The organism is Vibrio sp. 10N.239.311.G01 (genome assembly GCF_041465805.1).
GTDB lineage: Bacteria > Pseudomonadota > Gammaproteobacteria > Enterobacterales > Vibrionaceae > Vibrio > Vibrio crassostreae_C.
Map to the genome: position 1 here is coordinate 244,164 of NZ_JBFSRM010000002.1, position 21,851 is coordinate 266,014.

A 21,851-nucleotide genomic window follows, 5' to 3' on the forward strand; every position below is an offset into this window, starting at 1 on the left:
TAATGTTTTGCGAACACGATCGATAGCTGAAACCAGAACAAGCTGATTGAAAGATAGTGATGCTAAAGCTGATGTCGCTATGTTTGTCTTGGTTAACTGGCGAGCTCAATGGGCACGAGGCGACCATCGATACGACCAATTTAGGGTCAAACGATTAGCTAAGAAGTTCTCGGAAATGCGAGTATTGGATGTTGCCCTCTTTCCACCCAGAAAGCCGGGAGGACGGAGAACTCACAATACTGGTCCAGTGCAGCTTGGAATCCAACAACGGCGTGTTGAAGAGCAGGGAAGCCAGTATTGAGGGGGGAGAGAAGTCAATCAGTAGATGATAAGCAGGCTCAAGATCGGCCACGCTTTCTTGCTCGTTACTGAGCATACGTCTGAAGTTTGCTGCTTGAAGGCTTGATTCGGTGTCGTGATAGTTAGAACTGTCACCAGAAGGCACGGTGCCAAACTGAGCCTTATCGCACTCTAAGTAGCTCGACGGATTATCCGTATCAGCTTGTTTACAAAGATCATTCTGTGAAGATTGCTCTTGAGCCGAGTATATTTGAAATGGCTTAGAAGGAAACGAATAGCCGTTAGAATTCACTAAGCCAAAGCTCAGTAAAAACAACATTAAGACTAATCGGGTACCCAGTTTAAGCAATCTAATATCCAAACAACATTCTCGTAGATCGTCAATCTACAATACAAATGAAACGCTGTCTTGATTTAAAACATTTTTTTAGAAAATGATACGATGCAACCGATTAAGCGATCTCAAAATTTAGATTTACATAGATCTAAAACGGCTTAACAACAGGTGAGGCATAGACGTTATGAATGGTGGGAAAACAAGAAAGCCAAGCGGTGCTCGCTTGGCTTTGAGTTGTCTCTTTCTGTTGGTTTCAAGCTTTAGGCTTTAGGCTTTAGGACGCATGATGTTCTTAACCTTACGGCTATCTTCACCAAAGATGCGTTGGACAAGTTGATTCATGTCTTCCGCAGTAATCGACCTCGCCACTCGCTCAACTTGAGACAAAGCTTCGATATCGTAACCATGAAGTAAATAACGAGACAGATACCATGCTTGGTCAATAGAGCTCGTCTCGAGAGGCGTGAAGTCCGCTTCAAACTGTTTCACGACTGCGTGCATTTCCTTTTCAGAGACGCCTTGTAAAAGGTCTGCAATCACTTTATCGATCGCCACTTCAACTTGGTCAACGTTCTCCGGCGCTACCATCGCCCCGATAACCCACTCACCACTCAGCTCACTATCTGCGGATGCTGAATACGCATATGGCGAGTAATCTAAGCTCAACTCTTCACGAATATAGGTATCTAAACGAGTCGCCAGCAAGCGCTGCAGCAAGTCTTCCATGAAAACATCTTTTGCCGACATTTTAACTTCAACGCTAGGCTCAGAGATAACTCGTAGGATGTACTCTGCACTATTCACATTGTTGATCGCTAAATCAATGCGTGATTCAGATGGCTGCTTGTAAGCCACCTTAAATTCAGGAACCTCAGCTTTTTCTAATGGAATCGAAGCCAAGTATTGCTCAACCAAAGGCTTTAATTCACTTGGGTCGATGTCACCCACGATCACCAATTGGTTATGCCTCATTTGACCAAACAATTGCTGATGAAGATTAGCGACGTCTTCCACAGAAACCGCTTCAACACGTTCTTTATCAACAAAGAGGTGGCCACTGTCTTGACGATAGATATTCTGGTTTCTTGCGCGCTCAAACTGACCGACAGGGCTGCTCAAGAAAGATTCTTGACCTTGTACAAACTCCTGTTTCACTGCCTCTAACTGCTCGGGAACAATTTTAGGCGCAGTTATGAAGGTATAAAGCGCAGCAAACGTATCTTTAAGTCCGTCTTTATTGATATTAAATTCAATACCATGACGAGTATTACCAATGAAAGAATCGGCGCTAATATTTTCACGATCAAAGTACGCTAAAAGCTCAGAGCCCGTAAACTCACCGACACCACTTCGAGCGAAGGTAGGTAACGCAACCTCAACAGCTGGGTACAAGCTCGGATCCAAAGCGGCTTTTCCGCCGAGGCTCATGTACATCACCCCAACATCATCACCTGCCTCATAATCACGCAGGTACCACATGTCGATGCCATTGCTTAACGTCCACTTTTGGATGTATGGGTCAATAGACATTTGTTCAGCAAGTACAACCTCGCCTTGCGAGCTAGGTACAGCAAAAGCGCTGGCTGTTCCAATCGCAAGCGGCGCAACTCCCGCCTCGCTATACGTGGCTTTTAAACTATCGAGAGAGTTGATGATCGCGGTTCTGTCTTCGGAGTCATCCATCCCAATAACAATAAAGTAATCATCAGAAAGTAGATTCTTGATGTTGTCGTTAATCACTTCAAGGCTCAAGTTAGCGATGAAAGCTTCCAAGCTTGCTTGATAATCTTTCTGTGATTGGACGATTCGATCTGTGACTAACGCACTCACTTTGTAATTCGCGTGTTCAACACTGTCCATTTTATCCCAGTTATGCTCGATGTTATCCAGCAAGTCTTGGTAGTAGTACAGTTCGCCAGCAATATCCGTTTCCGAAACACCAAAATCACGCAATGATGCCAATGTAGAAAGCAGATCTTGTTGGATAACTTCACGGTCTCCAGCCGGAAACCCAACACTTATTGACGAATAGTAAAAAGCGCCCATTCGATAACTATCAGATGCAATCCATTGAGTCGGGAACGCGGCATCATTGAACACCGCTTCTAATCGTCGTTGAATCAATTGCTGAGCGGTTTCATCTAACCTGCGTTGATTCTGCTGAGCATGATTTTCAACTATATTTGAACCGCGGTTAAACGTCAGAGTGATGCTTGGCGCTTCTCTTCCTGCGTACTCAACATAATCATCTTCATTGAATGAGGTCGTTTTCTGTTTCTCTGGTCTCGGCGTATCGCCACGCTCCCAGCTAGAAAACTTTTCTTCAATAAGTGGAATCACAGTTTTGATGTCCACATCACCAGAAACGACCAGCTCAACTATTTGAGGTTGATACCAAGTCTGATAAAAGTTGGTGATGCCTTGAGGAGTAGCATTCACGATCGACGATTTAGTCCCTAATGCATCTTGCGATTCGTACGGGCCGCCTTCAACGAAGTAATCATAATATATATCTCCGAATGACTTATCATCGAGGCGAGCCATACGGAACTCACCAAGAACCACGCCTTTTTCTTTTTCGACTTCTGAACTTGATAGATCCAGGCCATCACCAATGTCACGCATCCACGTCAAAGCAGACTGCAATTGGATGTTATCTGGCAAATCTAACTGGTAGACCGTCTCTTCATAAGAAGTGTAGGCATTAATATCAGCACCAAAGCTAGCGCCTGCGTCTTCGAATAGACGAATCACATCATTTTGAGAGAAATTCTTACTGCCATTGAATGCCATGTGTTCCAAAAAGTGCGCGTAGCCTTCTTGTTGAGAAGTCTCTTGAATCGAACCGGCGTGCACGACTAAACGAACAGATACGGATTCTTCATGATCTGGATAAACATGATAAGTAAGGCCATTTTCTAGTTGGCCTGAAGTCCATGCCGGATCCGGCTGGATTGGCGTTTCGGTAGTTTTTGATGTTGTGCTACAGCCAACTAAGGTGAGGCATAGAGCCGTCGCTAAATAATATGTTTTCATAACAACCTCTTAATGTCATTCATCGACAATATACAGATTGAGCTAACGATTATTATTTAATATTGAACCTGATGAATATCTTTGTGATCTGGATCTTTATTTTATAAATCACCAATCGTTATGTAAGATCGCTGTGCTCATTTAAAGTGGTGTTTTGATAAGAGCCTAATACATCGATTTTAGACTCGCTTGTCAGTGCAATAAAAAAAAGCCAAATGCTTGAACATTTGGCTTGTAAGTGAATCCACATATAAAAAGTAGAAGCGGCTTTCAAGAAAACCACTCACCTAACTAGACCTAACCTTGTGGGCTTAACAAATTCTTCAGCTGATAGCTGTTATCACCAAAAATTTCTTTCGCATACTCTGTCATGTCTTGACTAGAAATTGAGTCTGCCGTCCCCTGCAGGTCGAACAACACCTCAAAACCATAGTCATGAATCAAATAACGAGAAATAAACCAAGCTTGTTCGGTAGGCTTATATTTAAGTGGAGTAAGGTCCGCTACAAGCTGCTTAGCGGCCGTCCGAGTCTCATCTTCAGAAATCCCTTTTGCCGCTTCAGCAATGACCTTATCAATCGCCTGTTCAATTTTATCTGAGTTTTCTGGAGCCGTTAAAGAGCCGATTAACCAGTCATAACTCGGCTCACTGTCTTGTGCAACCGAGTACACATAAGGCGCATAATCCAAACCTAACTCTTCACGAACATAAGCCGTTAAACGGCTCGACAACACGCGCTGAAGCATATCGTCCATAAACACATCTTTTGCGGTTTGATCCCGAGCTTGCTGGGAAATCACACGCAATAAATACTGACTGCTGTCTTCATTATTGACGGATATATCCATTCGTTCTTTCGAATCAGGACTATAAGCCACCTGATAATCAGGAGACACAGCGGCTTCTAATGGCAACGATGCAACGTATTGACGCACAAGAGGCTTAATTTCAGCGGGGTTAATATCAGCAACAATAACCAATGTATTGTCTCTTAATTTTTGAAAGAGTTGATGCTGTACGTCTAGTATATCTTGCGACGTGACAGCTTTAATATCGTCACTTTCAAGCATCATGTGACGGCTGCTTGTTTGATAGCTATTGCGATTAACCATCTGAATAAACTGACCAACTGGTGTTTCTAAATATGCTGTACGATCTTGAGCAAATTCAGACTTCACAGCCTCAAGCTGGGCACTGTCTATTTTAGGTTCGGTTACAATGGTATGGAGCGCAGCTAAACCCTCTGCAAGCGTCTTTTTCTTGGCGCTTATTTCTAAACCATGATGAGTAAAGTTGATAAAGGGGTAGATTTCAATGTCTTCGCGTCTCAAGTGAGCGGTGAACTCCGAACCACTAAATTTACCAACACCACTACGAATCGAAGCTGGCAGAGCAATCTCTACAGCAGGAAACAGCGAAGGACTCAGCGCCGCTTTTCCCCCCTCACTTGCATAGTAAACCCCAACACTATTACCAGCCTCAGAGTTACGGAGATACAAAACTTCAATGCCGTTGCTTAGTGTCCATTGCTTCAAATTAGGATCGTCACTCACCTGAACTTGTTTTACAATTTCACCTTGAGACGCTGGTACACTAAACGCCGAGCTTGCAGTAACGAGCAATGGTCTGTTACCTGTCTTTTTATAGGCTTTTCTGACATCTTTTAGCTCGTTATTCATTGCCTGCAAGTCTTCTTTAGACGATAAACCTAATCCCAAAATATATGGACTAGAAAGTAAATCATCTAAATTATCATTTACGGCTTCTAGATCCGTACTCGAAAGAAACTCTTTCAAGCTCGACTTATAATCAAGCTGTGATTGAACCGTTTGGTTAATCACCAGCGCCGTCGACTTACCGTCAGCATGAGCTACTGCGTCCATTCTCTCCCAGTTAGCTTGAATGTCATCAAGGTTAGCTTGGTATTGCTGTATCACACTCGTGAATTCATATTCGCTCACACCATAATCACGCAATGAGGCGAGAGTAGAAATAAACTGCTGCTGGCTTTGCTCTCGACTATCGATAGGAAAGCCAACCGTAGTAATGGAATACCTTTGGTACTCTAAGAAATAGGGAGTCGAAGCAACCCATTGCACTGGCAATGCAGCGTCAACAAAATCTGAATTCAACCTTTGTTGGATGAGTTGTTGAGCAATATCATCTAGCCAAAGCTGATGTTGTTGCTCATGGCTCTGTGTCACTCTTTGCCCACGCTCAATCACTATCCCGATGCTCGGTGGTTCGCTCCCAGCTCCATACGCCACAAAATCTTGAGTATTGTAATCCGCTGACGTGTTCTTCACGGGAACCGGTGTTGTGCCTCTTTGCCAATCAGAGAAAGTTTCTTCAATCAAAGGGATCACTTCTGCCAGAGTGATATCACCAGAGACAATCACCTCGGCTAACTGAGGTTGATACCAGGTTTGGTAATAGTTATTTAACTCTTGAACATTCGCATTAGAAACGGATTCTTTATTGCCAATGGGATCGTTGGTTTGGTAATTCGTGCCTTCAACCATATGATCGTAGAATTTAAATGAGAGAGGCTTATTTTCAACTCGTGTGTGTCGAAATTCTCCTAATATCACCCCTTTCTCTTTTTCGATCTCAGCGCCGGACAGCAGTAAACCATCGCCAATATCTCTAAACCATGCCAACGCTTTATCTAGATTCTTGTTGTCGGGTAGATCTAACTTATAGAGGGTTTCTTGATAAGAGGTATAAGCATTTAAGTCAGCGCCAAAGCTAGCACCAGATTGCTCAAATAACTCTACTACATCATTCCCTGAAAAATTGTTGCTGCCATTAAACGCCATGTGCTCAACAAAATGGGCATAACCTTTTTGTTGATCGCTCTCTTGAAAAGAGCCGGCATGCACAAGTAAGCGTACCGATACTGGTTGTTCTCGGTCAGGGTAAACGTGGTAGGTTAAACCGTTATCTAATTCACCTGTGACCCAATATGGATCGGATTTCAATAACGTTTGTTGATGAGGAGTAGAGCTGCAACCTAGCAATGTGGAGCTCAATACGACGACTAAATAGTATGCTTTCATAACGATCTCTTTGAAGGGCTTTGCTTCAATATATCCGATCGCCAAAGTGTAATAATTCGCCATTAAATCAAACGACTAAAATTTTAGAGTCACTCGATATAAATATGAAAGTGTTTAATTTATAAATTACATGAATCAATTATAAAGGTGATATGTCGCGCCTTTTGCTCGTACGCTACATACCCTTAAACAACGCTTGCGAGGCACGGCTGATCGGTAGCTTTTCCCCTGACACATACGCCGACATCTGACCTGAGAGCCCTTTCTTCACCTTATCAATGGCGGAAACTTTCACTACCACTGAACGGTGGATTTGCCAAAACTCATCAGGATTGAGTTGCGCTATCAACTCTTTTAGTGACACGCGAAGAATATACTCCTCTAGCGATCCCCCTTGACCCTTCTTAAATATAGACACGTACTTGTCTTCTGCTTTGAAGTAAGCGACATCATCGACGGCGATTAGGTGAATGTCTTCCCCTACACTGGCTTTGAGCCATGTGAGATACTTTTTCTCCGATAGATAAGGAGGCTGCGTTTGCTGTGACGTCGACTGGGATAGTTGTTGAAGCTGAGCCATTAACGCCGTGATATCGAGCTGTTCTGGCGTGGTACCTGTTTGTGTTTGATTGCTCGACAGACGCGCTTGCACTTTCTGACATGTGGCCAGTAAACGCTCTTCATTGATTGGCTTAAGCAGGTAGTCCATCGCATTGTGATCAAAAGCTTTGACCGCGTATTCGTCATAAGCCGTGATAAACACAATCAATGGCGGTGAATCTAACTTGTTGAGTTGTTTCGCCAGAGAGATACCATCCAGTTCCGGCATACGAATATCGAGAAAAGCCACGTCGGGCTTAAGCTGCTGAATACTCTGCATCGCCTCTAAACCATTTTGTGCCTTGCTGACGATTTCTAGCTCCGGCCAAACCTCAGCCAAACTCTTGTCGAGATGGTGCCTTAATAGTGCTTCATCGTCTGCGATAATAGCTGTTACGCTCGGCTGTATTGCTGGGTTATTCATGGTTAATCCTTTAAATTCACACTGTAAATCGTCTATTTGCCGTCACTTTTCTGTGCTTTAGGGTCTGTCATTTTAAGCTGCTGCGTCAGTCAACGGCAACAAGATCGTCGATGCTACCCCGCCCTCAGCAGGTTCAGTAATCGTTAGACTCGCCTTATCACCATAAAGGGTTTCGATTCGCTGACGAATATTGCTTAATCCAACACCGTGACCCGTATTCGTAGAAGGCGTTTTCAACCCAGCGCCATTATCAGCCACTTCAATTTTTAGCTGCTGTGCTTGTTGAGTAATACGAATATTCACTTGGCCACCAGCGGCTTTGGGCTCGATGCCGTGCGTGAGTGCATTCTCGACCAAAGGTTGAATCAAGAACGGTGGAATCACCTGCAAATCGCTAATCTCGTGTGTTTCAATCGAGAACGTTAAGCGCTCACCCAAGCGTATCTTTTGGATATTAAGATAAGCGTCTAACAAGTCGACCTCTTGTGCGATGGTCGATTGTTCAGTGCGGCTGTTTTTCAGAGTTACACGCAATAAGTCAGTCAGTTTTTCGAGCATCAACTTGGCTTTCGCGCTGTCACTCTCAATCAATACATTGATGGTCGCAAGCGTGTTGAACAGGAAGTGCGGCTCAATTTGGCTTTGCAGCTGTTTTAACTGGCTAAGTACAACGACCTTTTCTTGATCAGATTGGCGACGCTTCGCCACCTCTAATTCATTATCGGCACGTAGCTGCTGCTCTCTTGTGTAGAAATAGTAATAACAAACGGAACAAAAGATCACACCAAGCAGAATCACAGACTTAAGATCGGAAAGGTTAGAGCCGAAAAAGCCGTTCAACCAATAGTGTGCATTCAAGGTACCAAGGGTCATTGCAATCACCATTGATACCCCTACATCAAATGCCTTTGATTTCCTTTTGAATAGTTCAACCAACACAAACGAAGAGCCAACTGCGCTGTAGCCAAAGCCGAAGCTGATGGCCAAGTTAAGCGTAAACCCGCCTCCCCAAATCGTATTGGTTGTAATTGCAATAAGAACGCAAAATAGCGTAGTGAACGCGAAGCTTTTAATCCATGAAAAGCGACTGTTTGAAGAAGTGTCCATTAAAATCGTCCTTTGATATTTAAAAGAATCATATGACTATCCGGTAAGTTGGCGTAAGCAGAATCACTTTTACCGCCTAGAAAGCGTGCAGCAAGTTCCAATTCCAACGATGAATCGCCATTATCGAAAGCCTGATAATTGAGCCACTGCGTAGCAATAAAGCCACCGTCTTGTGGAGACAGCATGACATCAAATGTTGGCGTGATATCTTCAAGCCAGCCATGTGTCGAGTCCAAAGACCAGTGAAACATGAGGTTGTGTTGAACCAAATTGGCGTGTTGATAGCCTTGCGCATAAGAACCTACCAACGAAGATGTCATCGGATTAACCGACAAAGACTCTGCACTTTCTATCGCGCTTTGCCACTCAGAATGACTCCAAGCACGGCTATCAAACCAGTATTCCAGCACCACATTATGGCCCGTGTCATTGGCCCATGTTAATCCTGCTAACGCTTGATAAGCCTCGCCCTGCTCTTCAAGATAAACCGGTTTAAGCATTGAATCCGGCTGACTGTAGCCAAGGCTTTGTCGCTGATAAACCACCGAGCCATGAAACTCCCAAGCGAGATTCAACACCGACACTAAACTCGCCCCAAGTAAGCCATGGCGTACATCGTCGTAATAAGCGACCCACTGATATTCGTGGTCGCCAACCAGATTGTAACGACGTATCCCAAAGCCTTGTTGCTGATTCTGCTTTTCGAATTCATTTACGTCTTGGGAAGTCCATGACGAATCGCTGTAAAGCAGTGTCCATTCGCCCGTCATATCGAACAGTGACGCTGAAGCCACACCGGCGCCCTCTTCTGCGACAATGCCAACAGGGTTTTGTCGGTAAGGCTTGATAATGTCTAACGGTCGGTAGCCATAACCAACACCCCAATCTAGGCGAACCTTACCGAGTGTCACATCAAGGTAGTGATCACCGAACGCTGAATTAGACAGTTCAACACCACCTTGCCAAAACAGCTCGCGCGCAATGAATTCCGATTCAAAGCTCGCGTCTTGGTCTTGAGGAGTATTAGTCAAAATATCATTGGCTTTCACGGCAAACAGGCCAAGCCAATTGCCATATCCAACTTCAAGATCCAACAAACCATTGAGTGACTGACGATTATCAGATGCAAAAGGGCTAAATGGCGACTCTCTCGATTCAACGGCTTCTGCACTCAGTTGCCAGTCCCACGCCAAGCTCAGGTCATCCGCTTGAATCGTGTTACTCACACAAGACAAGGCAAGTAAAGTAGCGATTGAAGACTTGATGTGGAATCGGCAATTGGAAGCTTTCATGACGCTCACCTACAGACCAGACACGCTATTACGTGATAAGTAAGCAGGGTTGTAATATTTATCCGCCAAGCTTTGTTCACTCACTTCGCGGTACTCAATCACGGTTTTCTTTCTTGGTTGAATCTTATCGAGCAGGGTCATCGACATCACTGTTGGCAGTCCATCACGCACGCCTTCAGCAAACCACGCTTGTTTCGCCAGCTTTCCTGAACGCAGATACAGATCCGCTTTAATTGGAAACGCTCGGTCTGCCGTTAACCACAGATCTATCGATTGATAGCTGGCACCCTTGGTTTTCGCCGCGAGCTTTAGGTGATGGGTATCGAGTGTCTCGCCAGTCGGCATCTCAACCTGTTGCTCGGCAACCCATTCACCTTGGTAATCTTCGCTCCACGTCAGCGTTGAGATGTCCCCTACCGAAGCTTCACCCAAGAGTTTCTGCATTGGTGTGATTCGGATAGGTCGGCGCGATTTCGGCATCAGTAACCAATAGTTGTCCTCTATCATCAGCATCTTTTGACCCGCCTCGACCGCCGACTTGAACACGACCAGCGACTCTCGGTTTGGTCTTGTGTAGACGTTGTATTCGCGGGTTTTGTCTAGTTGCTCGTCTTGATATAGCGCGACCAGAGAAACCACTTTTGATGCCTGTTCGCTGTTCAAACGGTAGCTGTCTGCCTTAGCAATCATCTCGGTAACTTGCTGTGAATCGATAGCCCAGCTTGGTGCCGATGCTAGAGCCAACGCAGAACCTAAAATAGTGAGTGAACGAGTAAATTTATACATAAACCAGCGCCTCCGTGATTGGCTTATTTACGCCTTTGCGAGCAGAGAAATAAGCGGCTAGCAAACAGATCGTCAGTACACCCAAGGTGGCGTAACCAACCAATTCCAATGAGAAGTAAATATTGAGTGGGTAACCCTCGGTTCTGCCGGGAGGTGGTGGCATTTGGATATCAACCACTAGCAATAACACCGACACTAAGCCACTCACTAAAGCGCCAATCGCGCTGCCAATCACAGCCAACAATCCCGCCTCTTTTAAGAAGCCTGCCACGATTTCAGAGGGGTAACTGCCGAGTGCTGACAAGGTGCCAATTTCTCGAGTGCGTTCCGTCACCGACATGGTCATAGTATTAAACAGCGACACGAACACCACTAATGCCATAACTGCGCCCATGATGCCGAAGATCCGGTCGTAAAGATCTTTAACCTTGGTGTAGAAAAACGCGCGATCTTGCCACGGGGTGATCTCGATCTCTGTGCCTTGATCGCTTTGGCTCGCACTATTTCGATCTAAAGCTGTTTGGATACGCTGTTGAACGGTCGAGGTCTTGCTTGTCTCAAATAAGAACACCGACAAGGTACTGACTTTGTCTGACGCTAAAAGCTCTTGGGCAGTGGTGATGTGTACGTATAACTGACGCTTATCCAGCTCAGGCACTCCTGTCGAGTAAATACCCTGCACCTTAAAATCAAAAGCGTTCAATGCGCCGTCACTGGTGGTGGCGAGCAGTGTCACCCAATCATCAACCGCAACTTTGAGGTTGCGAGCAAGGTCGGTTCCCAGCATCACTTGTGGCTCTTGGCTGTCGTATCTGGGAGATTTCACATCAGAGAGAGTTTGACCGCTGCGCACGTCAAGGAAAGGTCCTTTCATGTCGAACTCGCGCTCATTAACGCCTGTTCCCATAAAGATGCTCGACTTGCTTCCGTTAGACACCAAACCACTAAAATAGACTCGCGGCTGCACCCCACGCACATTGCTGTCGCCAATAATGCTCTTGGTTAGGGCTTGAACATTGTCTAGACCATTGCTCAGCGGCATGTCTTCATCTTGCTCAAAATATCCCGGCGTACTCAAAGTAAGATGACCAGTATCGCGCGCGGTCGATTCACGCAGAGATTCATAGGTATAAAGCCCAAAACCTCCAGCCGAGGTCAGCGCAAATACGGCAATTGCGATGATCAATACCGAAAGCAGACTACGGCGACCGTTTCTCAATAAATTAAGCCACGCCAAACGCACCGAGGTAGGAAGCAAAAAAGTGCTCATTCTTTGTGTTAACTTGCCCATGAGATTGCCTCCATTGCTGTGGCTTGTAGTGCCAGTTGACCATCGATAAGTTCAATGACTCGGTCACAACGCTGCGCCATTCTTGGGTCATGCGTTGCGACAATAAAGGTGGTGCCCATTTCATGGCCGAGCTCTTTCATAATGTCGATCACAAGGTTGGCGGTGTGACTGTCTAAGCTAGCGGTCGGCTCATCGGCAATGACTAAGCTTGGGTTGTGGATTAGCGCTCTGGCTATCGCGACACGTTGCTGCTGGCCGCCTGAAAGATTGTCTGGGCGATGATGTACATATTCGCCTAGCCCAACACGCTCCAACATCTCTTGTGCTCTGGTCTGCTGTTCTTGTTTCGAACATTGGTTCAACATCAATGGGTAGGCCACGTTCTCAAGTGCCGTCATCACTGGAACCAGATTGAAGCGCTGAAATACAAAACCCAACGACTGACGGCGAAAGCGTGCAGCGGCGATTTGCTCTGTCGGATACGGTTGGCCATCAATATTGATCTGTCCTCGATAGCTCATATCCAAAAAACCAAGAATATTCAAAAGTGTGCTTTTTCCAGAACCCGACGGGCCACACAACGCCACCATTTCACCGCGCTGGATATGGCCATCGACCCCGTTTAATGCATCAACACGTTGACCGCCTGTGACATATGCTTTGCCGATATCTTTAAATTCAATCATCCCGTTTTCCTCTGATTACTAACCAACTGTTTAGCTTCCATGCCCTTTATTTCGCTTTCGCTATTAGGGCCTTCGCAGTCATCGTTTCGATGTTGTCGGCATCGGCCGTTTCCATTTGCTCTAGCCACGCTTGTGCTTGCGTTAGGTCTTCAGCACGAATCGATGCCTCAATCGCATAACGGTAAATCCACGATGTCACAGCGAAATGCTGTTGCTGGAAAGCATCTTCAGCCAATAGCGAGAGGAACAGGTCATAACCACGATCGAAATGATTAAACATGTCTGGCAGAGAGGTGTAAGTAACGGCGGCCATTGCGCGAGTTAGGTAAGAATCTGGCAGCCCTTGAACACGGGGTTGTTCATGAATTGGTTGGTCTTCGTCTTTCAGCAGCACCAGTGATTTATCAATGGTTGATAAGCCTCTCTCCACATACTTCATCTTGTTCCAAGGTAAGAACGCATCACGCCCCATCAGGGTTTCTGTGCTTCCTAAATAAACTAAAGTCAGTGGCGTAGCGCCGTCTTGTTGCAGCGTGTCATTAAGGCGTTCATAAGCCACCTCAACCAAGTCTTCATTGCCTTGCGCCGCTTGGTTGTAGATATCGAGCACGTCTGAACTCGGGTTCGCTAAAGCTAACGACGGTGCAAACGAAACAAGAGCAATCAGCAATGAACGCTTAAGCACAGAAGTTGTAGAGCCTGAATTAAATGAGTGTGAAGTAGTCATGATTTCTAATCCCTTTCAAATGTTGACGTTGAAAGGTTAACTAGAATTTGTCGTGCAGTTTTACCAATGCGACGAATGGTAATTATAAGGAGTGAATGGTTGAGAGGCGGTGTGAGTGCGGTCTCAACCTTATAGGAACTAGACGAACACTATTCGCATAATTAGCCATAGTTACCTCCCCCTCTAACTCCCCCTCAATCTGGGTTCATCAATATCTCTAGATCTTTAGCAGAGGGGGAGAACTTTCTTTAGCACTGAACATATATCGACACTTTTAACGATCGATGTTCTATTCCTCCCCTCTCCACGATCAGCAAGGGATCTACATATGAATCAAGGGGAGGCTAGGAGGGGATTTATTTTGGATTAACGCACTCGGCAGAGCTCAAACCAAAAAAATAGCCGCTAATCAGCGGCTATTTTTAGTTATCTAAACGAAGTTCCTATTACTTCGATCTTTCTACTTCTTTGTCTCTTCAACCACGGCTTTCATCAATACTGATGTATCCATGCGGCCTTGTCCTTCGGCAGACAGTGCCTTGTAGGCGTTGTTGGTCTTTTCAGTCAGTGGAAGCTGGATGCCTTGGCGCTCAGCTTCATCTAGACAGAAACCTAAGTCTTTGATCATCCAATCAATTGCAAAGCCAAAATCGAACTTGTCTTGTGCCATTGTGGTAGCACGGTTTTCCATCTGCCATGAGCCAGCAGCGCCGTTTTTAAGGCAATCAACCAGAGTTGGGATATCCAAACCTGATTTTTCAGCAAGCACTAAGCCTTCAGATAAGCCATTCAACACTCCTGCAATGCAGATCTGGTTAACCATTTTCGCGCGTTGGCCTTGGCCGACTTTACCCATAAGAACTGACGACTTACCGTAAGCTTCGAACACAGGTTGAAGGTCGTTGAAAAGCGCTTGTTCGCCACCACACATGATGGTTAGCACGCCATTTTCTGCGCCCGCTTGGCCACCAGATACAGGTGCATCCATAAAGCGAATACCGGCTTGCTTCGCTGCCACTTCAAGCTCTTCAGACAGAACTGCAGACGTTGTAGTGTGATCGACAAGAATCGCGTTTGGCTTCATCGCTGCCAATGCGCCTGTTTCGCTGGTTGTCATGCTGCGTACGTCGTCATCGTTACCCACACAAACCAATACCACGTCAGCTTCCGCTACACACTCAGCCACAGATTCAGCCGCTTTACCTTGGTGTTTATCAGCCCAGCCTAGCGCTTTGCTGTGAGTGCGGTTAAATACCGTTACTTCAAAACCGGCTTTGACTAGATGGCCTGCCATTGGGAAACCCATAACGCCTAGCCCGATAAAACTTACTTTCATTTCTTTCTCCTTTTATTTGACCAAACCATCGCTATGAAAAGATCGAACACTCTCAATCAATGCATCAATAAGCAGGGTCAAAGCCTTTGGCTGATATTTTCTTTCTTTGTACACTAAATACGCTTGGCGATCACCCCGATGATACTCAGGGAGTACTTAAATCAAATTCATGTCGGGATAAGACGAACAATATAATGAAGTTCAGCGATAAATCGCGACCAGAGAACGCTTTGTCAGCCGTACATTATGGAACGATGATCAAGGAAAATCAGGTATAACGTTCATAAAAAAACCGAGCACTAGGCTCGGTTTTTTAATAACTGTTGTTACTGTAAAGATTACAGCTCAGCGTTGTGGTAAACCTGCTGAACGTCATCACAGTCGTCAAGCATGTCTAAGAACTTCTGGAACTTCTCAGAATCTTCTTCAGCTACTGGTGTAGTCGTTTGAGGAACGAAAGTGATTTCCTCAACGTCTAGCGTTAGCTCTGGGAACGCTGTGTTTAGTGCAGTCTTCGTTTTGAAGAACTCAGTCGTTGGAGCGAATACAGTGATTACACCGTCTTCTAGCTCAACGTCAGTCACGTCTACGTCTTCCATCATAAGCGTTTCTAGGATGATCTCGTCATCTTCGCCTTTGAACTGGAATACAGCTTGGTGAGCGAACATGTGAGAAACAGTACCTTCAACACCGATTTTCGCGCCAGTCTTAACGAAACATTGGCGAACGTCTTGGAAAGTACGGTTGCCGTTGTCAGTTAGACAGTCAACGATTACGCTTGTGCCACCTGGGCCAAAACCTTCGTAGCGAGCTGGTTGGAAGTCTTCACCGCCGCCGCCGTTCGCTTTATCGATCGCTTTTTCGATAACGTGTGCTGGTACTTGGTCTTTCTTCGCTTTAGCAATCAGGTGCTTAAGAGGTAGGTTCATGTCTGGGTCAGAGCTGCCGTTCTTAGCCAGTACGTAAATCTCTTTACCGTATTTAGAATAAACTTTAATTTTTGCGCCTGCAGTTTTCGCCATTGAGGCCTTGCGCACTTCAAAACTTCTTCCCATCGGGATCTTCTCTCTGATTCAATTAACGGTGCAAATTCTAGCAAATTACTGTGTCATTTCAATTCTACAGCACTGCTGGGCAAGGTTTGTCTGCGTTTATGCGACACCCATTACCCGTTTGTATTTTTCTACAGACTGATCAAACCAAGCCTTTTCTTCTGGGTCACCTAGCTTCATTGCTTCTTCAACAATGGCTTCAGGGCCACATTTCGCTTGCTTCAGTTTCCATACAAGAAACGATGCTTGCTTATCCAGTTCGATTTTATTTTTCTCGCTGGGTGGAAGGAGTGAAAGGTTGATAGACATTGCTAGCCTTCGTCTGTAATACACTTGGCCGAGAAATATATCATAGAGCAGCCTCATAAAACCAATACTATGAGTAACAGAAAGGGTTTATGAGACCCGAAACCAAGCAAGTCACTGATGCAGGTCAAGCTAGTTTGGGAAAGTGCGTTTGGTGAAGAGCAACTAAAAAGTGAAAAGCAGAGTTTTGAAAGTTAGCTTACTAAACAACAAAAAGGCGTTAAGGATCGATCGATAATGATTGATAGAATAAAATTGGACCCTTAGATATCTTCTGATTTAGTTCAATAGCTCTTTTTATATCTAACCGCTTTCCATAAGCTAGCACTTCTCTTGTAGCCTCAACATACCCTTCTAATAACTCTAACGATGCTTCCATTCCGAGAATATGGAGATTCATTCTAGCCTTACGCAAAGTTAGATTACTATTGAATGAATTTAGGTAAGCTGTTTTCAAAGAGCCGTCATCGACTTGATCTCTTAGATAATTCGCTAATGTAGTCGTATAAATCGCCATTAAATGCTCAAATTCTGCTACATCATTTGCAGTTTTCATTAACAGATCATTCCGCAGCTTTTGAGCGTCTTTCTTTTCGTCATTGTCGTTATTCAACTTTGTTAAAAGATAAGTTGATGCTGCACCAACTAAACCACCACATAATGTCCCTAATACAGGAAACCCAGACTTAACTATATCGTTATATAATTGTATTTCTTCATTTGTCATTGTATTTGCACATTTTAATAGTAGTAAAAAGAAGGAGCGAGATTTAACCTATAAGTTGGCTCGTTTAACAACCTTCTGTGGCTAAAGAACTGCCAACATTCTCAGCACCTTTAAGTATATAAATTGAAGTGAGCCCTACTCCGGCAACAGATAGCGCGTGCTTCTACCACCAGAACCAGATTTAACTAAGCAGCCATGCTCAATCAAAGCGTTCAAATGACGTGTTGCTGTGGCACTACTCACCTTTGCTACTTTCTGATATTGGCTGGCATTGATACCTTCTGAAAAATCACCATCGAGCATCCTATTCAGCACTTTTACTTGCTCTGCTGTAAGCTTGGTTTGGTCGATGCTGCGCCAATAGTTGGTCTTATATACAGTTTGGTCGACCTCAGCGAAAACCCCTGTAAACGTCTCGTCTAACGTATCTAAGAACCACATCAACCATTCGCTAATATCGAGTCCCCCTTTCTGGGTTCGCTCCAATATCTCGTAGTAATGCTTGCGGTTAGCGAGAATTCCCACCGACATCGCATAGAAGCGTACCGACTGCTGCTCGGCCTGTGCTAACGCCAAGTCGGTCAACAATCGAGTAATACGACCATTACCATCATCTAACGGGTGTAAGGTGATAAACCAAAGGTGAGTGATTGCGGCTCGCAATAGAGGATCGAGTGTGGCGTCGGTAAGTGAATCATTAAACCATTTGATAAATGTATCTAGCTCAGCATCAAGAATGTCTCGGCTAGGCGCTTCAAAGTGCACGGTTGGGCGGTCAATTCTTCCTGATACCACTTGCATCGGAGCGTCACCTCGTAGCTGACCTCCAACTACAGGGTTAAACATGGTGTAGCCTTGAGGAAACAGTCTATCGTGCCAATGTAAGATCCTATCAAGCGCTAGTGGCTCTGTTAGGTTCTGCACCGCATCCAACATAATTTCAGCTAGGCCATCGGTTTGTTCTGTCGTTGGAAAAGGTCGATCTTCACTGACACCGAGTTTATTGGCTAAAGAAGACCGGACCGAGAAAGCATTAAGCTTTTCTCCCTCAATCGCACAGGAATGGACTATGTTCGCTAATAAGGTGTCGAGCATGGTTTGGGATTGATCTGCCGACTGTGAGGTAATCTTGCCCAATAGAATGCCCTGATTAAGCCGTACTTCTCTTAACCTCACGCCTATTTTCTGATTATCCCAAACAAAGTTTGGCCAATTATCTTGCTGCCAAATCCACATATTACACCCCATGATGCGAAAGTATCACTTATTCAACTCATACTATGAGCTGTTTAAGGCAATTATTCAACTCACATTATGAGCCGAATAATGAGTTAATCGCATCACAGAGGTTGCAAGAGTAACTCCTAACCTACAAAACTATTCACTCACCGCGAACACATCGCAGCGTGAGGCGCAGATGAAGTCATTTTTGTGCAGGCCTTTGATTGAGTGGCTCCACCAAGTGACGGTGACTTTGCCCCACTCCAATAAGATCGAAGGATGGTGGAACTCTTCTTCTGCCAGTTCTGACACTATGTTGCTGAATGCCCATGCTTGCTTGTAGTTCTTAAACTTGAACACCTTCTCAAGCTGCGGGATGCCGTCTCTTTCGATGATCTGCCAGTCTGACAACTCCAACAGTAAAGATTGTTGTTCATCTTCACTTAGGGCAATCGCGTCGATACTGCAGGCTTCGCATTTTTGTTCATTCAACATGTGTTGGTTCCTTGGGTTCAAAAAGTGGTGGTAGTAACCCCGCATCGATGGCGAGATCAGCTTGCTTTAATAGGTTTTCCTGACTGATTTTAAAGAGCTCAGATAGCTCGTCGATCACGTAATATTTCGGCTGCATGATGTCGATACGATAAGGCGTTCTTAAAACCGTTTGCAGATCGAACCGCTCGCGAACGGCCAAATCCCCTCCCAACGCATACATAGTTTCCGCTGGAGACGAAAGAATGCCACCGCCATAGATTTTCAGTTGTTGGCCTTCTTTTACTAAACCGAACTCAACCGTAAACCAATACAAACGGGCAAGATAAGCGCGCTGTTTAGATGTGGCGGCTTGGCCTAGTTTTCCATAATGCTCAGTGAAAGCCGCGAAATCGGCATTAGTGAGCATGGCACAATGGCCGAAAATTTCATGAAAGAAATCAGGTTCTTGTAAGTAATCGAACTCGTCTCGCGTTCTCAGAAATGTCGCAACTGGGAATTTCTTATTGGCGAGCAAATCAAAGAATCGGTCGAAATCGATCAATGCAGGCACAGGCTGAACTTGCCAACCGGTTGTTTCCATTAGCACTTTATTTATCTCTGGCAGCTGGGGAACTCTGTCTAATGGTAGATCCAGCAAGGTCAGACCGTGCAAATAGGCATCGCAAGCGCGGTCACTAATGACGTCCAGTTGCCTTTTCACCAAGTCGTGCCAAATGGCATCTTCTTCGAGGCTCCACTCAACCCATCCCTCTTGGCTCACGGGCTTAGAATGATATTGAGTCATTACACACCTCCTTTCGAATGTCTCACTTTAAGCCTATCTCCACTCCTTATAAGCGCCAATTTGCGCGATTTTTCGAAACAAGCGATCGTGTAACATTTTATTTACACAATTCCACCAAGCGCTTATTTTGCTGAACTTTTGACTTTGTAAAACCTAAATACCAGACTGAAAACGTTAACTTTTTGTTAAAGGTAAAGGAATGCACGAAAGCAATAAGCCCATTTGGCAGCCAAGCGAGCAGCGTATCGCCAATGCCAACTTAACCCGATTCATCGATAGCCTTGAACAGTCTTGGTTAAACCTAGATAGGGACGTAAAAAACTATGCCGAACTCCACCAATGGTCTGTAGTTCAGCCGGAATCGTTTTGGCAAAACGTGTGGCAGTTTTGTGGAGTAGTCGGCTCACAAGACTCTATAAACAAGGCAGAAAGCGAGACCATCAAAGCTCAAGGTGGGAGCCGCTGGCAGCAGCCTAAATCGAATCGGGATGCGGTGTGGTTTCCGAATGCTCAAGTTAACTACGCAGAAAACTTGCTGCATTCAGCAAAAACGTTGCCAAACGAGCTTGCGATTTGGTTTGAAAATGAACGTGGCGAGCAGCAAAGCTACACATGGAAAACCTTGTGTGAGGAAGTCTCTAGTGTTCAACAGTGGCTCCTGGATTGTGGCGTGGAGCAAGGTGATGTAGTTGCCGCTTATACCCCTTATCTGCCACAAACCGTGGTCGCAATGCTAGCCGCCACCAGCTTAGGCGCGATTTGGACATCGACCTCGCCTGATTTTGGAGTAGAGAGTGTGATTGAGCGATTCGGACAGGTGAAACCTAAGGTGCTGTTCACCTGTGACGGTTACACCTTCAATGGCAAAACGTTCGATATGGCGGGCAAGAACCGTGAAATCATCGAACACTTAAACGAATTAAAACAGGTGTGTGAGATCGGTTATTTGAAACCGAGTAATGACTTAGAGAAGAGCGATTTAGAGAAGAAAAAAGTTGAACATGATGTGTCGATTCTAAGCTGGCACAGCATCATTAATCACTATCAGACAAAACCTCTTCGATTTACTCGTGTCGGCTTCAATGAACCGTTGTTTGTACTCTACTCTTCCGGCACCACAGGCAAACCCAAATGTATAGTGCATTCTGTCGGTGGCACTACCATCAACCACCTAAAAGAGCATCAGCTTCATTGCGATATTAAACCAAGAGATCGCGTGTTCTACTACACCACTTGTGGTTGGATGATGTGGAACTGGCACGTATCTGCGCTCGCCAGCGGTGCTTGTTTGGTTATCTTTGATGGTAGCCCGGTTTACCCGCAACCTAACGTTCTATGGGATTTAGCGCAGCGTGCTGACGTATCGACATTTGGCACCTCAGCCAAGTACATAGAAGCGATTGAGAAAGCCGAACTCTCACCAATCGACAGCCACTCTCTGCCTCAATTAAGAACACTGTGCTCGACGGGTTCTGTGCTTTACCCAGAGCAGTTCGATTACGTTTACAAGCACATCAAGCAAGACCTGCATTTAGCGTCGATTTCTGGCGGCACGGATATTTGTGGCTGCTTTGTTTTGGGTAACCCAATCTCGCCTGTGTATCGCGGTGAGTGCCAACAGGCCGGGCTCGGCGTCGACATCAAGGTGTTCAATTCGTCTGGTCAAAAGGTCGATCACGAACGTGGCGAATTAGTATGCACCAACTCCCTACCCAACTTCCCCGCTGGCTTTTGGAATGACACCGGAGAGCGCTATCACAGCACCTATTGGGATAGGTTCGACAATGTGTGGCATCACGGTGATGAAGTCGCACAGAGCGAACATGGCGGCTACCTGTTCTACGGGCGAGGCGACACCACACTCAACCCCGGTGGCGTGCGAATTGGTACGGCCGAAATCTATCAGCAAGTGAACACCATTGACGGCATCATCGATTCGATAGCAGTCGGTAAAAACATCGACCGCAATGAACAGGTATGGCTGTTTGTTCAGCTGCAGCAAGGTGTGAGTTTAGATGAAAAGTTACTGACAGCCATCAAAAGCAAACTCAAATCCTCTTGTTCGCCAAGACACGTGCCAAGCCAGATATTTGCGATCAGCGACGTGCCAAAAACACGCTCTGGCAAACTGGTGGAGTTGGCTGTGAAACAGGTGATCAATGGCAAAAATGTAGAAAACCTCGGGGCTATCGCTAACGCCGAGGTTTTGGAAGAGATAAAGAGTGTTGTTTCGCTTTAGTGTTCCTATCTCAAAAAATCCAAGCTAGAAGAAAGTAAAGTAACC

General features: G+C 45.4%; 18 protein-coding genes and 1 pseudogene. 1 reads left to right on the forward strand and 18 read right to left on the reverse strand.

From position 1 onward, the window contains the following. Window positions 1–154: 154 nt before the first annotated feature. From AB6D06_RS02515 to phhA, 18 genes and pseudogenes are all read right to left on the reverse strand, one after another. Entirely contained in the window at window positions 155–619 is a 465-nt protein-coding gene (locus AB6D06_RS02515) for a hypothetical protein (RefSeq protein ID WP_017072340.1), read from the reverse strand. A 285-nt stretch (window positions 620–904) separates the two neighbouring features. After that, the gene (locus AB6D06_RS02520) at window positions 905–3,673 is read right to left on the reverse strand and encodes a M16 family metallopeptidase (RefSeq protein ID WP_372109900.1); all 2,769 of its coding nucleotides are present in this window, start codon (window positions 3,671–3,673) and stop codon (window positions 905–907) included. 297 nt (window positions 3,674–3,970) lie between these two features. Further along, a complete protein-coding gene (locus tag AB6D06_RS02525) occupies window positions 3,971–6,733 on the reverse strand; it encodes a M16 family metallopeptidase (RefSeq protein ID WP_372057702.1) in 2,763 nt (920 codons plus the stop codon). Window positions 6,734–6,908: 175 nt separating this feature from the next. Continuing rightward, window positions 6,909–7,757 (reverse strand): LytR/AlgR family response regulator transcription factor, encoded by an 849-nt coding sequence (locus tag AB6D06_RS02530; protein ID WP_372109901.1) that lies wholly within the window; start codon window positions 7,755–7,757, stop codon window positions 6,909–6,911. Window positions 7,758–7,829: 72 nt separating this feature from the next. Then, window positions 7,830–8,864 carry a sensor histidine kinase gene (locus AB6D06_RS02535; RefSeq protein WP_372109902.1) on the reverse strand — a complete coding sequence of 345 codons (1,035 nt, stop codon included), beginning with the start codon at window positions 8,862–8,864 and terminating at the stop codon, window positions 7,830–7,832. Next, window positions 8,864–10,156 carry a hypothetical protein gene (locus AB6D06_RS02540; protein WP_372109903.1) on the reverse strand — a complete coding sequence of 431 codons (1,293 nt, stop codon included), beginning with the start codon at window positions 10,154–10,156 and terminating at the stop codon, window positions 8,864–8,866. Before AB6D06_RS02540 ends, AB6D06_RS02535 begins: the two co-directional genes overlap by 1 nt. Before the next feature lie 9 nt (window positions 10,157–10,165). Beyond that, a complete protein-coding gene (locus AB6D06_RS02545) occupies window positions 10,166–10,942 on the reverse strand; it encodes an outer membrane lipoprotein-sorting protein (protein WP_372057698.1) in 777 nt (258 codons plus the stop codon). Then, window positions 10,935–12,233: an ABC transporter permease gene (locus tag AB6D06_RS02550; protein WP_372109904.1), complete on the reverse strand. Its 1,299-nt coding sequence runs from the start codon at window positions 12,231–12,233 to the stop codon at window positions 10,935–10,937. The genes AB6D06_RS02545 and AB6D06_RS02550 overlap by 8 nt, the downstream gene beginning before the upstream one ends. After that, window positions 12,221–12,919: an ABC transporter ATP-binding protein gene (locus AB6D06_RS02555; protein ID WP_372109905.1), complete on the reverse strand. Its 699-nt coding sequence runs from the start codon at window positions 12,917–12,919 to the stop codon at window positions 12,221–12,223. Before AB6D06_RS02555 ends, AB6D06_RS02550 begins: the two co-directional genes overlap by 13 nt. Window positions 12,920–12,965: 46 nt before the next feature. Then, window positions 12,966–13,646 (reverse strand): hypothetical protein, encoded by a 681-nt coding sequence (locus AB6D06_RS02560; protein ID WP_017065104.1) that lies wholly within the window; start codon window positions 13,644–13,646, stop codon window positions 12,966–12,968. 460 nt (window positions 13,647–14,106) lie between these two features. Then, complete coding sequence (locus tag AB6D06_RS02565; RefSeq protein ID WP_102428112.1) at window positions 14,107–14,982, reverse strand: NAD(P)-dependent oxidoreductase; 876 nt, start codon at window positions 14,980–14,982, stop codon at window positions 14,107–14,109. A 12-nt stretch (window positions 14,983–14,994) separates the two neighbouring features. After that, window positions 14,995–15,159 (reverse strand): annotated as a pseudogene (locus AB6D06_RS02570) (LysR family transcriptional regulator); the annotation flags it as partial. Between the two features lie 161 nt (window positions 15,160–15,320). Then, entirely contained in the window at window positions 15,321–16,037 is a 717-nt protein-coding gene (locus AB6D06_RS02575; RefSeq protein WP_010432326.1) for a YebC/PmpR family DNA-binding transcriptional regulator, read from the reverse strand. 96 nt (window positions 16,038–16,133) lie between these two features. Next, window positions 16,134–16,343: a DUF3283 family protein gene (locus tag AB6D06_RS02580; protein WP_004732615.1), complete on the reverse strand. Its 210-nt coding sequence runs from the start codon at window positions 16,341–16,343 to the stop codon at window positions 16,134–16,136. 217 nt (window positions 16,344–16,560) lie between these two features. Further along, window positions 16,561–17,067: a hypothetical protein gene (locus tag AB6D06_RS02585; RefSeq protein WP_017066729.1), complete on the reverse strand. Its 507-nt coding sequence runs from the start codon at window positions 17,065–17,067 to the stop codon at window positions 16,561–16,563. Window positions 17,068–17,202: 135 nt separating this feature from the next. Beyond that, a complete protein-coding gene (locus AB6D06_RS02590) occupies window positions 17,203–18,303 on the reverse strand; it encodes a Fic family protein (RefSeq protein ID WP_372109906.1) in 1,101 nt (366 codons plus the stop codon). 141 nt (window positions 18,304–18,444) lie between these two features. Beyond that, window positions 18,445–18,783, reverse strand: a complete 339-nt coding sequence (locus AB6D06_RS02595) for a 4a-hydroxytetrahydrobiopterin dehydratase (RefSeq protein WP_017065112.1) — start codon at window positions 18,781–18,783, stop codon at window positions 18,445–18,447. Further along, the gene (gene phhA, locus AB6D06_RS02600; protein WP_372109907.1) at window positions 18,773–19,567 is read right to left on the reverse strand and encodes a phenylalanine 4-monooxygenase; all 795 of its coding nucleotides are present in this window, start codon (window positions 19,565–19,567) and stop codon (window positions 18,773–18,775) included. Before phhA ends, AB6D06_RS02595 begins: the two co-directional genes overlap by 11 nt. 199 nt (window positions 19,568–19,766) lie before the next feature. Between phhA and AB6D06_RS02605 the strand changes: the two genes are divergently transcribed. Continuing rightward, complete coding sequence (locus AB6D06_RS02605) at window positions 19,767–21,806, forward strand: acetoacetate--CoA ligase (protein ID WP_372109908.1); 2,040 nt, start codon at window positions 19,767–19,769, stop codon at window positions 21,804–21,806. Window positions 21,807–21,851 lie beyond the last annotated feature (45 nt).